This window comes from Mycobacterium angelicum (genome assembly GCF_002086155.1).
In the GTDB taxonomy this organism is placed as follows: Bacteria; Actinomycetota; Actinomycetes; order Mycobacteriales; family Mycobacteriaceae; genus Mycobacterium; species Mycobacterium angelicum.
Genome location: NZ_MVHE01000046.1, coordinates 1 through 13,320 on the forward strand (window position 1 = coordinate 1; position 13,320 = coordinate 13,320).

Consider the following 13,320-nt stretch of genomic DNA (forward strand, 5'->3'; position numbering starts at 1 on the left):
GGTGGGCATGGCGGCGCGGGACCCATGCTGATCGGCAATGGCGGTGCCGGTGGGCTGGGCGGGGCCGGCGCGGTCGGTGGTAACGGCGGCGTCGGCGCGACGGTGTTCGGCGACGGCGGCATCGGCGGCCAGGGCGGGCCGGCGGTGTCGGGCGTGCTCGGTGGTCTGCCGGGCAGGGGCGGCGACGGCGGCAACGCCGTTTGGATCGGTTCCGGCGGCGCCGGTGGTCAAGGCGGTACCGGCTTGACCGGCGTACCTGGCCAGGCGCCGGGTGCCCCGGTCGGCTCCGGGACGAACGGGCCCAACCAGATCGGCAACGGAAACCAGACCGGCACCGCGGGCGGCAACGGCGTCGACGGTACGGCCGGCACCAATGAGAGCGGCGGTACCGGCGGGATCGGCGGAACCGGGCAATCCCTGGACGGCAATAACGGCACCGGCGGTGCCGGCGGCGACGGCGGAAAGGCCGGCACCGCCGGTGGTAGCGGCGGCAACGGCGGCAGTGGCGGCACCGGAGAAACCAGCGGCAGTGCCGGCGGCACTGCGACCGGCGGTAACGGCGGGCAGGGCCAGCCCGGTTCGGTGGCCGGCGGAAACGGCGGTGACGGCGGCGCGGGCGGCCTGGGCCACAACACGGGCAACGGTGACGCCAAAGGCGGCACCGGCGCAAACGGCGCCGCCGCCAGCACCGTCGTGGGCGCAAACGGCGGCGCCGGGGGCACCGGAGGTGCCGGCGGCAACGGCGGACACGGCGGAATGTTCATCGGCAATGGCGGGGCCGGCGGAGCCGGCGGCACCGGCGGCACCGGCGGCACCGGCGCGGCCGGCTTCGACGGCGGTAACGGCGGCTCGGGCGGGGCAGCCATGGCTGACGGCACCGGCAAAGCCATTGGCGGCGACAGTGGATCCGCTGCGGCCGCGGGCAGCAATGGCGGGATCGGCGGTGTCGGTGGCACCGGTGGTGTCGGCGGCAACGGCGGCGCGGCGGGGTCGTTCATCGGCATCGGCGGCGCCGGAGGCGCCGGTGGTCAGGGCGGCATCGGTGGGGTAGGCGGCATCGGCGGCGCCGGCGGTAGCGGTGGTTCCGGCGGCGCGGCGATTAGCGCCGGCGGCATCGCAACGGCCGCCAGCGGCAAGAACGGTCTCATCGGTCTCGACGGCGGCGCCGGGGGTGCCGGCGGCGCCGGGGGCACCGGCGTGGGCGGCGGCGGTGCCGGCGGTCTGATCGGCTGGGCCGGCGCTGCCGGTCCCGTCGGCGGCGGCGGTACCGGCGGCATGGGCGGCCAGGGCGGAGCCGGCGGCAGCGGCGGCAACGGCGGCAATGCGACGGGTATCACCGGCAGCACGGCCGGCACGGGCGGCAATTTCGCGCTGGGCGGCCAGGGCGGAGCCGGCGGCGCGCCAGGAGGGCCGGGCGGTGGCACCGGGAACACGGGTCTGCTGGGCGTTCCGGGCAACCCCGGCAAGACTGGGATCGTCACCATCGTCCCGTGACGCCCGTCCAGGCTTGACATGCCAGCGAAGAAGAAGCGCGCCGCCGAGGCGCCGGCCGCCGATTCGCTTGCGCCGCAATACCCGATCGAATCGGTCGACAATGCCCTCAAGCTGCTGCTGCTACTGGGTGAGCAGCCGCAGATCCGGTTGAGTGAGGCGACCCGGTATCTGGGAGTGGCGTCGTCAACCGCGCACCGGCTGCTGGCGATGCTGATCTACCGGGGGTTCGTTCGGCAAGACCCGGTGTCCAAGGCTTATCTGCCCGGGCCGGCGTTAACGGGTGTGGCGTTCGCCATCTTCGGCCGCATCGACATTCAGGGCACCGCGCTGCCGGTCATGCGGCGGCTCAGCGAAACGCTGCGGGAAACCATTCACCTCGGCTTGCTCGACGGCGCCGGGGTCCGGTTCATCGCCGCCGTCGAGGGCCCGGCCGCGGTGCGGGTGGCCTCGCGGCTGGGCCGCACCATGCCCGCGCATTGCACCTCCACCGGCAAGGTGCTGCTGTCCCAGCTGCCCGAAGCCGAACTGCGCCAACTACTTCCGCAAGACGAACTGCAGGGCATCACCGCGCGCTCGATCGGCACCCGCGCCGAGCTGGAGGCCGAGCTGGCGGCGATTCGCAAGCGCGGCTATGCCGTCAACCGCGAAGAGAGCGAAGAAGGCGTGGCCTCGGTGGCCGTCGCGATCCCCAGCCGCGCGCCCGGACTGCGGCTTGCGCTCAACGCCGCGGCGCCGTTGAACCGATTGGAGAGCGCCCAGTACCCCGCGATCGCGACCGCACTCATCAAGGCGGCCAAGGAGATTGGCGATCAGCTGGGTTAGATCAGCTGGGCTAGCCGCTCAACCGGGCGACCTCGTGTCGCCAGGCCGCCTCGATGTTGAACCTAGATCCCAAGTCCGGCAGGTCATCCCAGTCGGCCTCGTCGATATCGCGCAGGGTCCCGCCGGCGGCGCGCACCCGCAGCGACATCCGGGCCAGTTGGTCGACGGCGATCGCCTGCAACACCGACTGCTGCACCGTGCCCGCAGCGCTGGTGATGCCATGCCCACGGCATATCACCACCGGTGCCTCGCCCATGGCCGCCACCATTTCCTTGCCCAGCAAGGAGTTTCGGATCAGCACGGAGCGTTCATACACGGGCACGCCGCCGCGGGCCAGCCACGCACCGGGAATGTCATAGGCGCCGTAGATGGGCCGAAGGGCGATGCCGGCCAGATCCGCGGCGACAACGGCCGGCGGGTGCAGGTGGGCGACGGCCCGGTGCTGTGGCGCGGCGAGCAGGGTTTCGACATGGATGGGCAGCTCGTTGGGCACCCGGTAGCCGTCGAGTTCGCCCGCGGCGCCGGCCGTTCCGTCGAATGTGACGAGCCGGATGTCGCTGGGCCGGGTGAACGCCACGCCGGTATCGGTGTCACTGCGGCAGCGGATGAGCAGGTGCTCGTCGTCGATCCGCAGACTCAGATGGCCCAGGACGGCGTCCACCAAACCGCGGGCCGCGGCGACCCGGCAGCCCTGGGCCACCAGGGCCCGCTGCTGGGCCAGCGGGTCCGTCACGTGGACCTCGGCGTGCCCAGACGAAATCCACCGTCGGGGTGGATGGTCTCACCGGTGATGCCGCGGGAGCGATCGGCGGCCAGGTACACATAACTCCACGCGTGGTCTTCGCCGGACAGCGCCACGTTGAGCGGCGTGCGTGCGGCCATGTCCGTTGCGCGGTTGGGTGTTTCGTCGAGGCGGACGTCGGCTGAACCCAGACTGACCATGCCACGCAGATCCGTGTTCAGCGTTCCGCCGGGCGCCACGCCGTTGACCCGGATCTGCGGGGCCAGTTCGTGCGCCAGGGCCGCGACTAGCCCGCGCACGGCGAACTTCGACGACACGTACAGCACGCCGCCGCGCCCCGGGTAGTACGACGACGCCGACTCGGTCAGCACAATCGAGGCCCCTGTCGCCGCGCGCAGCGCCGGGAGCGCGGCCTTGACCGACTGCAACTGGGTGAGCACGTTGGTGCGGAACATCTCGTCGAAGGCGGGGGACAGGTCGTCGGCGCCGATGTCGCCGATTCCCCGGTAGAAGTCGAATACGCCGACGCAGTTGACCAGCGTGTCGAGCCCGCCGAACTTGTCCGCCGCGGTTGCGACGGCATGGTCATTGGCTTCGCGGGTGACCGCGTCACCCTCGACGACGGGCACCGCGGGCAGCTCCTGCCGCAACCTTTCGCACTTGGCGCGATCCCGTTCCAGCACAGCCACTTTCGCGCCTTCGGCCACGAAAGCGTCGACGACGGCACGGCCGATCCCGGAACCGGCACCCACCACCAGGGCGCGCTTGCCGTCAAGCCATCCGGTCATCGGCGCCGTCCGGTTCGTCGGGCAGTAGCGGCGCGTACGAATTGCCGACCATGGCCGCCAGCGTACGGGGGTTCTGCCAGGTGAGCGCTTCCACTTCCAGCGCGTCCAGGCTGATCCATTGCCCGGTCCTGGGTGCGGTGATCAGCAGCCGCGACCCGTTGCGGGTGTCCACCCGACGTACCACCACTTCGGTGAATTCGTTGGCGACGGTGGCGGCTTCGCCAACCGCACCGTCGAGCAACCGCGCCAGCTCGTCACTCATAGGAACACCGCCAGGTTCTGCATCCGCAGCACCGACTCGTCGGCAATGATATTGCGGCGGGCCAACTTCCATCGCCCGTCACACCTGCGCAGCACATCCTCGCGGCCGCAGGACACCAACGCGCTCTCGTTGACGTCGCCGCGGCTGCGGAACAACAGTTCGGCCGATTCGACGCAAACGTGTTCGGAATCCTGGCCCTCGAACGTGCGCACGTTGGTGATGAAGTGGCGCAGCCGCGACGGCGGGTCCTCGGTCCAGGCGTGCTCGGTGGCGAATCGCGCGACCCGTTGGGTCAGCGAGTACTTGTCCTCGTCGAAATGAGCCATGCCCGGCCCCCTTGCCGGTGCGGTGTCGAACCCGGCACCCCGTGCGGTGGTGACCCGCACCGGCATGACGTACCGAATGTCGTCGGTCAGGGTGTCCAGCCACTCCTCGTAGCGCTGAGCGTCCAGCAGGTAGGCCTCGTCGACCAGGAACTGATGCGCCTCGAAATGCCGAATGTCGTTGAACCGGAGCGGATTTCTCATGCCGTGACCGCCGATTCGAGGTGCTGTGCCCACAACTTGAGCAGCTCACGCTGGTTGTATTCGTTGTAGCCGACCTGGGCGCGTCCGGGCCCGTGGAAGGACTCGGCGGACAGTTCCGGGCTGACCGGCCGGTCGTCGTGGAGTAGCCCCATCCGGCTGTTCAGCAACAGCCGTCGGGCCATCGAGCCGCCCGCGGTGGTGGTCAGCGACACCCAGTTCTCCACGTCGTCCTGCTCGAACATGCCGCTGGACCCGAAGCACATCAAATACGCCTTGTACGAGTCCCTTTTGAACTGCTCGGGTGCGGCGGCGTCGACCGCGAACCACGAGCACACCTCGGTTTCATTGGCGCTGATGGGCTGCCACTGCCGAATCGAGATGAACGGCAGCACCTGCTCGCTCTCGGGCAGCTTCGGCCAATTGTGCACGAAACTCAGGTTGGGAAAGCAGGTGGCGGCCGAAATCATGAAACCGTCTTCGCCGACGACCTGTTGTTGTTGCGGTGTCCACATTTCCTTTATGCGAGCGATCATTTCGTCGGGGTAACCGACGTAGCGCATGCGCTCTTCGAAGCCGCCCGGGGGCAGCTTGTAGGTGGTGCCGCCGCCGCAATCCGCCCAGTAGGTGGCGCCGTCCTTGCGCTTCTGCGCCTTCGGCTCACGGAACAGGCCGATCTCGACGATGGATGCGTGCGTGTGCGGCGTGTGGTACATGTCGCCGGCGAAATTCTCCGCGCCGATCTTCCAGTTCGCCTTGATGCGCCAGCGTTGCGGCCCACGCACTTGCAGGCCTTGGGTGCTTTGCCGGGTGTAGTAGTCGAGATAGAAGCGGAAGTCGCCGAGGAAATCGGCCAAAGGCTCGGCGTTGGGGTCCAGGTTGATAAAGATGAGGCCGTTGTAATTGCCCAAACTCGGTGCGGGAAGCAGGGTTTGGCCCTTGGTGAAGCCCTCGTCGCCGCCGTAGGCATCGCGGTGAAACGGCAAACCTGTCAGGCGGCCGTCGTTGCGGTAAGTCCAGCCGTGATACGGGCAGCGGAAGTTGGAGGCGTTGCCCATCTCGGCGCGGCACACCTGCATCCCCCGGTGCAGGCACATATTGAAAAAGGCCTGCACCTTGCCGCTCGAGTCGCGGGCGATGATGAACGAATCGTCGAGGACCCGCCGTACCACGTAGTCGCCGTCTTGCGGGATTTCGGATTCGTGGGCGACGAACATCCACGTCCGGCTGAACAGCCGCTCCGTTTCCAGCGCGAACAACTCGGTGTCGTTGTAGATGTGCGCCGGGATCATGCCCTGTCGCACGTTGGTGAAGACGTCTGTCACTGGACTCGCAATCTGTTGTACAGAGAATATTTCTGTCTACCAGAATCCCGCATCGGGCCGCCGCGGGTCAACAGCGTCCTCGCGCATGCGGCTCTCACACAGGAGTCTGTCGCCTTATTCACAGCCAGTTCACACCGAGTACTCACCGTCTGGACGCAATGTGCGTGGTTAACGTGGTCACGTTGTGTCCAGTGCGTGTGTGTGAGCGTGCTCATGGGAGTAAGGGCGCTCATCGCGGGCAGACGGGTCTGACTTGGGGAAGGGCGCTGGTGCCATGGGAGATCGCTCAGTGAATGGGCAGCCAAAGCGATTGGGATCGCGAGTCATCGCGACGATCGCTCGTCAGGAGTGGCTGGATAGGCCCAGCTACCGCTTCGAACACGTTCTCGCGTACGGCTTCAACGCACTCGGTGGCGCGCGCGATCGCGTCACGAATGTGCTCAACGGGGTTTGGCTGGGTCATCCGGTGCATCCCCCGCTGGCGTCACTGGCCAGCGGAGCGCTGGGTACGGCGGTGGCACTGGATGCCATGAGCCTGCTGCCCGGCCAAAGTAGGACCGAAGCCCGCGACGCCGCGCGGATCGCCTCGCGCGCACTGGGTGTGGGGATTCTGGCCAGTGTGGGTGCGGCGGTCACCGGCGTCACCGACTGGCAGCACACCCACCAGGGCGACCGTCGGGTCGGGCTGGTGCACGGGGTGGTCAACTCGGCCGCGACCGCGCTGTACGCGCTGTCCTGGCTGGACCGCCGCCGGGGCCGTCACATGCGCGGAATCGCAACCAGCGCAATGGGTTACGGCATCACGATGGCGGGCAGCTACCTGGGTGGTGCCTTGGTGTTCGAGTCGGGCATCGGAATCGACCAGTCCGGCGAGCGGCTTCGCACCACCGAGTGGACGCCGGTGCTGCCGGTCACCTCCCTGCTGGACGGCAAGCCGCAGCGCGTCGAGGTCGACGGGGTGGGGCTGGTGGTGTGCCAGACCAACCCGGGCGAGGTCTCCGCCTTCGGCGAGTTCTGCCCGCACCTGGCAGCGCCCATGGCCGACGGCTGGGTGGATCGCGGGCGCATCGTGTGTCCGTGGCACGGCTCGCGGTTCGCACTGGAGTCCGGGGAGGTGTTGCGCGGTCCGTCGGCAACGCCGCTGCCGTGCTACGAGGCCCGGTTGGTCGACGGAATGATCGAAGTGCGCTCTGACGGACAACCTGCGATTGCGGCGGGCAGTGCCGCGGGAAACGGAGTAAGCAAATGAACGCCTACGAAGTGCTCAAAGACCACCACGTTGTGATCAAGGGCTACGGCCGCAAGGTAAGCGAAGCTCCGGTGAACAGCGAAGAGCGGCACTCCCTGTTCGACGAGATGCTCGTCGAGCTGGACATCCATTTCCGCATCGAGGACGACCTGTATTACCCGGCCCTGGCCGCCGCCAGCGAACTGATCGCGGTCGCCCACGCCGAGCATCGCCAGGTGGTCGACCAGCTCGGGGTGCTGCTGCGCACTCCGCAGAGCGCGCCGCGATACGAGCAAGAGTGGAATACGTTCAAGACGGTCCTCGAGGCTCACGCCGACGAAGAGGAACGCGACATGATTCCCGTTCCGCCGTCGGTGAAGATCACCGACGCAGAGCTCGAGGAGCTGGGCGCGAAGATGGCCGCCCGGATCGAGCAGTTGCGCGGGTCCACCTGGCACCGGCTTCGGACCAAGGGAAAGTCTGCGCTGCTGCGCGGGATCTGACGCCTTAGCGGCGGCCGATTCCGGCCATCATGATCGGCGTGAGAAGGCGCAGGTCCTCGCCGAAGCGTGCGGCGGCCGCGTCGGCGTCCTCGCGTGAGATCAGCCCCGCGTCGACGACCGCGCCGCGCAGGCTCTCGAAGGACAGCCGGAAGAAATCGAAACCCGCTGTGCTGGAATCGATTACCCGGGCGCGGCCCTCACCGCGCACGTCGCGCAGTCCGGCAGCGGCCAGGTCGGCGACGACGCGCCGCCCGTAATGCGGCTCGAAGCCGGCGCGCTGCATGAAGGCCAGAATCGCCGAAGTCACCCGCTCCAGCTGGTCGTCGGTGCCCTCGAAGCCGAACGCCGTCCAGTCGTAGTCCTCGATGACCAGCCAGCCGCCGGGGCGCAGCGCGGCGACCAGGCGGTCGAGGATCTGACGCCGGTCGGCCAGGTGCTCGAGGACCAGCCGGGAATGGATCAAGTCGAATTCGCCGCGCGGCAGTTCGTCGGTCCGGATGTCGAGGCGTTTGACCTCGATCGCGTCGCCGGCCAGCGGTTCGACGAAGCGCGTGTCGATGTCGACGGCCAGCACGCTGGCCCCGCGTCCGGCCATCCACTGCACCAGCGAGCCGCCACCGGCGCCGAGTTCCAGGCAGCGCCAGGCCTTGTCACCCGTGCCGATGCCGAGCTCGTCGAGCAGCGCTTGAGTTCCGGGGTCCCACAGGCTTTCCATGCCGGCCAGCCGGGTGCGTTCCTCGGCGAAACTCTGGTCGTAGACATAATCGCTTGGCATGGCGCTAACGCTAGTAGCGTCACGCTACGTGGAGCCCCCAGCCGAGCGCGTCGTGTCGCAGCATGACATCAGCGCCGAGATCGCCGCATTGGCTGTCGAAGCGGCCGGATGCCGGCACCTAGGCGGCGGTGAAACGCAGCCTCGCCTCGACTACCCGCCGTATCGCAGCAGCGTTCTTCGCCACCCCGAGTTCGCGCCGCTGATCGTGGACCCCGACGAGATCGAACGCTGGGCACCCTGCTTCGGCCAGCAGGACGTTGCGCCGGGCGACGCGGACCTTACGTCCGGTCATCCGGGTGAGCCGCTAGGGGAGCGCATCATCGTGGCCGGGCGGGTGCTCGATGCAGCCGGCCGGCCGGTGGCCGGCCAGCTGGTCGAGATCTGGCAGGCCAACGCCAGCGGTCGCTACCGCCACCAGCTCGATCAGCATCCGGCTCCGCTCGACCCGAACTTCACCGGCGCCGGGCGCTGCCTGACCGGGCCCGACGGCTCCTACCGCTTCCTCACCGTCAAGCCCGGTCCCTATCCGTGGCGCAACCATCTCAATGCCTGGCGGCCCGCCCACATCCACTTCTCACTCTTCGGTACCGCCTTCACCCAGCGTCTGGTCACCCAGATGTACTTTCCCGGTGATCCGCTGTTCGGCTTGGACCCCATAGTCTCCTCGATAATGGATCCCGTTGCGCGCCAACGCCTCATCGCCGGCTACGACCATGACCTCACCCAGCCCGAGTATGCGACCGGATACCGCTGGGACATCGTGCTCTCCGGCAGCGGGCGCACCTGGACCGAGGGATGATCGAATTGTCTTGCACCCCAGGTCAAACCGTGGGCCCATTCTTCGGCCTGGGCTTGCCTTATCCCGGCGACAGCGAATTGGTCCGCCCGGAACACCCCGATGCGGTCGTGCTGCACGGCACGGTTTACGACGGCGCCGGCCGCGCAATCCCGGACGCACTGGTGGAAGTCTGGCAAGCCGACGGCGACGGCCGAATCCCGGGGGCTCCAGGCTCGCTGAGCCGCGACGGCTCGGCCTTCACCGGATTCGGCCGGGCCGCCACCGACGCCGGCGGCTACTACCGCTTCACCACGGTGGTACCCGGAGCGTCGGGCGTTGGGCAGCCGTTCTTCGCGATCACGGTGTTCGCCCGTGGGCTGCTGCACCGGCTGTGCACGCGCGCCTATCTGCCGGACGCCGACTTCGAGGCTGATCCGCTGTTGTCCACTGTTGACGTCACACGCCGGGATACCTTGGTGTGCGGCACGGAAAGCGGTACCAGCTACCGCTTCGACATCCACCTGCAGGGCCCGAATGAAACCGTATTCCTGACCTACCGGGACGATCCGCAATGACCAACCTGCTGTGGCCGGGCGACGAGCGCGCCGGTGAGCACATGACGGATCAGGCGTTGCTGAAGGCGATGGTCGCGGTGGAATCGGCATGGCTGAACGCCCTGGCGGCAGCCGGCCTGGCGCCGGCCGACGCCGCCGGTGCCGACCTGTGGCACCTGGTCGAAGCCGACGACCGGGAGCGGCTCGCCGGTGCCGCCGAGGACGGCGGCAACCCGGTCATCGGCTTGGTGGGGCTGCTGCGGCAACGCGCCGTTACACCGGTCGCCTCGTGGATTCACCGCGGACTCACCAGCCAGGACGTCCTCGACACCGCCCTGATGCTGTCGGTACGCGCGGTGGTGGAACAGCTCGTCTCCCAACTCGCCGAACAGGTTTCAGTGCTAGCGGCACTCGCCACGGCCCATCGCGGTACGCCGATGCTGGCCCGGACGCTGACCCAACATGCGGCGCCCACCACGTTCGGCGTCAAGGCGGCCGGCTGGCTCGACGGCGTGGTGGACGCCCATCGGCGGCTGCGCGCATCGGTCACCCCGGCACAGTTCGGCGGTGCGGTCGGAACATGGGCAGCGACAACGGAATTGGCGACACTGCTGGGTGCATCGGACCCCGCCCAGACAGCCGAAAACGTAGCACGAAGCGCCGCAACGACTTTGGGCCTGCAGTTCCAGCAGCCCTGGCACACCGCCCGCGGTCCGATCACCGCGCTTGCCGGCGCGCTCGTCGCGTGCACCGATTGTTGGGGCCGGATCGCAAACGACGTCGTCACCCTGACCCGCCCGGAAATCGCCGAGCTGAGTGAGCCGGTCGTCGGCCGGCGCGGCGGATCGTCGTCGATGCCCCACAAGCGCAACCCGGTGCTGGCCGTCCTGATCCGGCGGGCGGCGCTGGCGGCGCCGCCCCTGGCGGCCACCCTGCACACGGCCGCCGCACTGGCCAATGACGAACGCCCCGACGGCGCCTGGCACGCCGAATGGGACACGCTGCGGATCCTGGCCCGGCGCACCATCGTCGCGGGTTCTCAGTGCCTCGAACTGCTGGCGGGCCTGCAGGTGCATGCCGCGCGGATGGCCGAGAATCTCAGCGCCGCGGACGTGCTGGGTGAACAACGCGCCGTCGCCGAACTGGCCGGAAGGCAGCCGTCGGCGACGTACTTCGGGGCGGCCGGCCGGCTCGTCGACCAGAGCGTGGCGCGCGCCCAGCAGATCGTGGGCGGTCAGCCGTTGTAGATGCTGGCCTCCCAGATGTGCACCAGCGTGTCGATCGCGTGTTCCTCGGCGATGGCGCCCTCTTCCTGGGTGAACGTCGACGCCATCACCCGCTCGTTCAGCAAGGTCAGCGCGGTAGCCAGATCACGGGCGGGCACGTTGTCGGGCGCGACGCCGCGGTCGCGCTCGGCCTGAATGGCCGCGGCGGTATAGGTGATCCACTGCTGCATCAGCGATGCCCACAACTGCCGGACCTCGGAGTTGCTGGCTTTGGCCGCGGCACCGGCCACGGCAATCGCCCGATTGGCGCCGGCGATTTCGAAGAACGCCTCGATGCGGGGCCGCCAATGCGTCGTCGGATCGCCGGTCAGTTTGCCGCCGAGGGACTTCAACGCCCCGCGCGCCCTGCTGCTGACCTGATCCATCAGCGATAGCAGCACCGCGTTCTTCGAGGAGAAATAGAAGTAGAAGGTGGGCCGGGAGATTCCTGCGCCCTTTGCCAGCTCGTCCACCGAGAAGTCGCCCAGCGGCCGCTCCTGCAGCAGGCGTTCGGCGGTGGCCAGGATCGCCTGTTCCCGGTCGTCGCCGGAGAGATGCGACGAGCGACGGCTCCGGGAGGCCTGTACGTACTCAGTTTGGGTCACGATACCCACCATACGGCTGTGTCGAGCGTTGTCAACACACGTGTCGAGTTCACCAGACGTAGTGTCGAATATTTTCGACAGTAGTGTTGACTCGATCGACACCGCGTTGATACCTTTTCGTCACCACACCAGCCACCAGGCCACGAAGGGAATCCTGATGACGTTTCTGACCGCACACCCAGAGCTGGTCTCGGCGGCTGCCGTCAACCTGCAGTCGATCGGCGCGGCGATGAGTGCCGGCAATGCGGCTGCCGCCGGTGTGATCGGGGCCGTGGTCCCGGCGGCCGCCGATGAGGTGTCAGCCCTGACCGCGGCGCAGTTCGCCGCCCACGCGCAGCGGTACCAGGCGGTGAGCGCTCGAGCGGTTGCGGTGCACGAGATGTTCGTGGCCACGTTGGCGGCCAGCGCGGCGTCCTACGCGGCCACCGAGGCCGCGAGCGCGGCGGCGGCGATCTGAGCGGCCGGACGGGACAGGGGAGCGCGACATGGACTACGGACTGTTGGCACCGGAGATCAATTCCGCCCGCATGTACGCCGGTCCCGGCGCGGGCTCATTCGTCGCCGCGGCCACAGCGTGGGGCGAGCTGGCCGACGACCTGCAGTCGACCGCGGTTTCCTATCGCTCGGTGGTCAACGGGCTGACCAGCGGGCCATGGCTGGGGCCGACATCGGTGGCGCTGGCGGCTGCCGTGACGCCGTATCTGGCGTGGCTGGAAACCAGTGCCGCGCAAGCCGAAGCGGCCGCCGGCCAGGCGGCCGCGGCGGCCGCGGCACACGAGACGGCTTTTGCCATGACGGTGCCGCCGGTGTTGATCTCGGCGAACCGTGCCCTGCTGGCGAATCTCGTCGCGACGAACTTCATCGGGCAGAACAACGCGGCGATCGCGGCGGCTGAGGCCCAGTACGCCGAAATGTGGGCGCAGGATGCCACGGCGATGTATGGCTATGCGGCGGCCTCGGCCAGCGCGACACAGCTGACCGACTTCGCCGAACCTGCCGAAGTGGCCGACCCGGGCGGGTTGGCGCGCCAGGTCGCCACCGTGGCGGGCACCACCGCGAATTCCGCCGAGACCGGCGTGCAGAACGCGCTGTCCACGCTGACCGCCACGCTGCCCAACGCCCTGCAGAAGCTGGCCGCGCCGCTGGTCAACTCCGTGTTGGACGACCTCGTTGGGCTTTATGTCCAGTACATCGCCCCGTTCATGCCGTCGGTGACGTCGCTGGCGAACTGCACCAGTGCGGTCACCGCCGTGACGACGTTCATGAAGGGTCTGGCCCCGGTGGCCCAGGCCGTGCAGGGCGAGGTCGCGGCCTTGGCGGGCGGCCTGAGTGCCGCGGGCGCCGGCGGCGGGCACGCGCCGGGCGCTCCGAACGCGACCGGCGCCGCGGCGTCGACCGTGTCGGCGAGCATGGGGCGTGCCCTGCCGCTGGGGGCGTTGTCGGTGCCGGCCGGCTGGACTCCGATGGTTCCGTCGGCCAGTCCGCTTGCGGCGGCGATGGGCGCCGGCTCCGCCGCCCCGGCGGCGGCACCGGCCATGAACAACCTGCCGCTGGCGCCGTTGAGCGGCATTCTCGGACAGTTGGGCGGGCGCAATGTTCCGCAATACGGATTCCGCCCGCTGGTCATGTCCCGGCCGCCGGCCGCGGGCTGAACC

At 68.9% G+C, this 13,320-nt stretch carries 15 protein-coding genes and 1 pseudogene; 9 read left to right on the forward strand and 7 right to left on the reverse strand.

Annotated elements, in window-relative coordinates; all coding sequences use genetic code 11:
- Both BST12_RS32150 and BST12_RS20915 read left to right on the forward strand, forming a co-directional pair.
- A pseudogene (locus tag BST12_RS32150) lies at nt 1-1,494 on the forward strand (PE family protein); the annotation flags it as partial.
- 18 nt (nt 1,495-1,512) lie between these two features.
- A complete protein-coding gene (locus BST12_RS20915) occupies nt 1,513-2,316 on the forward strand; it encodes an IclR family transcriptional regulator (RefSeq protein WP_083115041.1) in 804 nt (267 codons plus the stop codon).
- A gap of 10 nt (nt 2,317-2,326) precedes the next feature.
- Here BST12_RS20915 and phtC read toward each other — a convergent pair whose 3' ends face one another.
- Genes phtC through BST12_RS20940 form a run of 5 tightly spaced genes read right to left on the reverse strand, consistent with a single transcriptional unit; the run spans nt 2,327 to nt 5,924 of the window.
- Nucleotides 2,327-3,049: a 3,4-dihydroxyphthalate decarboxylase gene (gene phtC / locus BST12_RS20920; RefSeq protein ID WP_083115042.1), complete on the reverse strand. Its 723-nt coding sequence runs from the start codon at nt 3,047-3,049 to the stop codon at nt 2,327-2,329.
- A complete protein-coding gene (gene hcaB, locus BST12_RS20925; protein ID WP_083115043.1) occupies nt 3,046-3,846 on the reverse strand; it encodes a 3-(cis-5,6-dihydroxycyclohexa-1,3-dien-1-yl)propanoate dehydrogenase in 801 nt (266 codons plus the stop codon). Before hcaB ends, phtC begins: the two co-directional genes overlap by 4 nt.
- A complete protein-coding gene (locus BST12_RS20930; protein ID WP_083115044.1) occupies nt 3,830-4,108 on the reverse strand; it encodes a dihydrodiol dehydrogenase in 279 nt (92 codons plus the stop codon). The genes hcaB and BST12_RS20930 overlap by 17 nt, the downstream gene beginning before the upstream one ends.
- Complete coding sequence (locus tag BST12_RS20935) at nt 4,105-4,635, reverse strand: 3-phenylpropionate/cinnamic acid dioxygenase subunit beta (RefSeq protein ID WP_083115045.1); 531 nt, start codon at nt 4,633-4,635, stop codon at nt 4,105-4,107. The genes BST12_RS20930 and BST12_RS20935 overlap by 4 nt, the downstream gene beginning before the upstream one ends.
- The gene (locus BST12_RS20940) at nt 4,632-5,924 is read right to left on the reverse strand and encodes an aromatic ring-hydroxylating dioxygenase subunit alpha (protein WP_083115100.1); all 1,293 of its coding nucleotides are present in this window, start codon (nt 5,922-5,924) and stop codon (nt 4,632-4,634) included. The genes BST12_RS20935 and BST12_RS20940 overlap by 4 nt, the downstream gene beginning before the upstream one ends.
- 307 nt (nt 5,925-6,231) lie before the next feature.
- Here BST12_RS20940 and BST12_RS20945 point away from each other — a divergent pair, with 307 nt between their 5' ends.
- Nucleotides 6,232-7,206, forward strand: coding sequence for a Rieske (2Fe-2S) protein (locus BST12_RS20945; protein ID WP_083115046.1), 975 nt, complete (start codon nt 6,232-6,234; stop codon nt 7,204-7,206).
- Entirely contained in the window at nt 7,203-7,688 is a 486-nt protein-coding gene (locus BST12_RS20950; RefSeq protein ID WP_083115047.1) for a hemerythrin domain-containing protein, read from the forward strand. The genes BST12_RS20945 and BST12_RS20950 overlap by 4 nt, the downstream gene beginning before the upstream one ends.
- Before the next feature lie 4 nt (nt 7,689-7,692).
- On the opposite strand, the gene BST12_RS20955 is transcribed toward BST12_RS20950, so the two are convergent.
- Entirely contained in the window at nt 7,693-8,463 is a 771-nt protein-coding gene (locus BST12_RS20955; protein WP_083115048.1) for a class I SAM-dependent methyltransferase, read from the reverse strand.
- Nucleotides 8,464-8,491: 28 nt separating this feature from the next.
- Here BST12_RS20955 and pcaH point away from each other — a divergent pair, with 28 nt between their 5' ends.
- From pcaH to BST12_RS20970, 3 genes are read left to right on the forward strand one after another with little or no spacing between them, the layout of a single operon-like run.
- Nucleotides 8,492-9,262 carry a protocatechuate 3,4-dioxygenase subunit beta gene (gene pcaH, locus BST12_RS20960; protein WP_245850464.1) on the forward strand — a complete coding sequence of 257 codons (771 nt, stop codon included), beginning with the start codon at nt 8,492-8,494 and terminating at the stop codon, nt 9,260-9,262.
- Complete coding sequence (pcaG, locus tag BST12_RS20965; RefSeq protein ID WP_211281320.1) at nt 9,259-9,816, forward strand: protocatechuate 3,4-dioxygenase subunit alpha; 558 nt, start codon at nt 9,259-9,261, stop codon at nt 9,814-9,816. The genes pcaH and pcaG overlap by 4 nt, the downstream gene beginning before the upstream one ends.
- Entirely contained in the window at nt 9,813-11,042 is a 1,230-nt protein-coding gene (locus BST12_RS20970; protein ID WP_083115050.1) for a lyase family protein, read from the forward strand. The genes pcaG and BST12_RS20970 overlap by 4 nt, the downstream gene beginning before the upstream one ends.
- On the opposite strand, the gene BST12_RS20975 is transcribed toward BST12_RS20970, so the two are convergent.
- Nucleotides 11,030-11,665, reverse strand: coding sequence for a TetR/AcrR family transcriptional regulator (locus BST12_RS20975; protein WP_372510910.1), 636 nt, complete (start codon nt 11,663-11,665; stop codon nt 11,030-11,032). The two genes, BST12_RS20970 and BST12_RS20975, sit on opposite strands and share 13 nt — an antisense overlap.
- A gap of 157 nt (nt 11,666-11,822) precedes the next feature.
- Here BST12_RS20975 and BST12_RS20980 point away from each other — a divergent pair, with 157 nt between their 5' ends.
- Nucleotides 11,823-12,122 (forward strand): PE family protein, encoded by a 300-nt coding sequence (locus tag BST12_RS20980; protein WP_083115104.1) that lies wholly within the window; start codon nt 11,823-11,825, stop codon nt 12,120-12,122.
- Between the two features lie 28 nt (nt 12,123-12,150).
- Nucleotides 12,151-13,317, forward strand: a complete 1,167-nt coding sequence (locus BST12_RS20985) for a PPE family protein (protein WP_083115052.1) — start codon at nt 12,151-12,153, stop codon at nt 13,315-13,317.
- Nucleotides 13,318-13,320 lie beyond the last annotated feature (3 nt).

What these genes read in the sequence shown, in the direction of transcription:
- BST12_RS20940 (WP_083115100.1), bottom strand. Translation starts at nt 5,924, where the DNA reads ATGATCCCGGCGCACATCTACAACGACACCGAGTTGTTCGCGCTGGAA.
- BST12_RS20915 (WP_083115041.1), top strand. Translation starts at nt 1,513, where the DNA reads ATGCCAGCGAAGAAGAAGCGCGCCGCCGAGGCGCCGGCCGCCGATTCG.
- BST12_RS20930 (WP_083115044.1), bottom strand. Translation starts at nt 4,108, where the DNA reads ATGAGTGACGAGCTGGCGCGGTTGCTCGACGGTGCGGTTGGCGAAGCC.
- BST12_RS20945 (WP_083115046.1), top strand. Translation starts at nt 6,232, where the DNA reads ATGGGAGATCGCTCAGTGAATGGGCAGCCAAAGCGATTGGGATCGCGA.
- BST12_RS20950 (WP_083115047.1), top strand. Translation starts at nt 7,203, where the DNA reads ATGAACGCCTACGAAGTGCTCAAAGACCACCACGTTGTGATCAAGGGC.
- BST12_RS20980 (WP_083115104.1), top strand. Translation starts at nt 11,823, where the DNA reads ATGACGTTTCTGACCGCACACCCAGAGCTGGTCTCGGCGGCTGCCGTC.
- BST12_RS20955 (WP_083115048.1), bottom strand. Translation starts at nt 8,463, where the DNA reads ATGCCAAGCGATTATGTCTACGACCAGAGTTTCGCCGAGGAACGCACC.
- BST12_RS20985 (WP_083115052.1), top strand. Translation starts at nt 12,151, where the DNA reads ATGGACTACGGACTGTTGGCACCGGAGATCAATTCCGCCCGCATGTAC.
- hcaB (WP_083115043.1), bottom strand. Translation starts at nt 3,846, where the DNA reads ATGACCGGATGGCTTGACGGCAAGCGCGCCCTGGTGGTGGGTGCCGGT.
- pcaG (WP_211281320.1), top strand. Translation starts at nt 9,259, where the DNA reads ATGATCGAATTGTCTTGCACCCCAGGTCAAACCGTGGGCCCATTCTTC.
- BST12_RS20970 (WP_083115050.1), top strand. Translation starts at nt 9,813, where the DNA reads ATGACCAACCTGCTGTGGCCGGGCGACGAGCGCGCCGGTGAGCACATG.
- BST12_RS20935 (WP_083115045.1), bottom strand. Translation starts at nt 4,635, where the DNA reads ATGAGAAATCCGCTCCGGTTCAACGACATTCGGCATTTCGAGGCGCAT.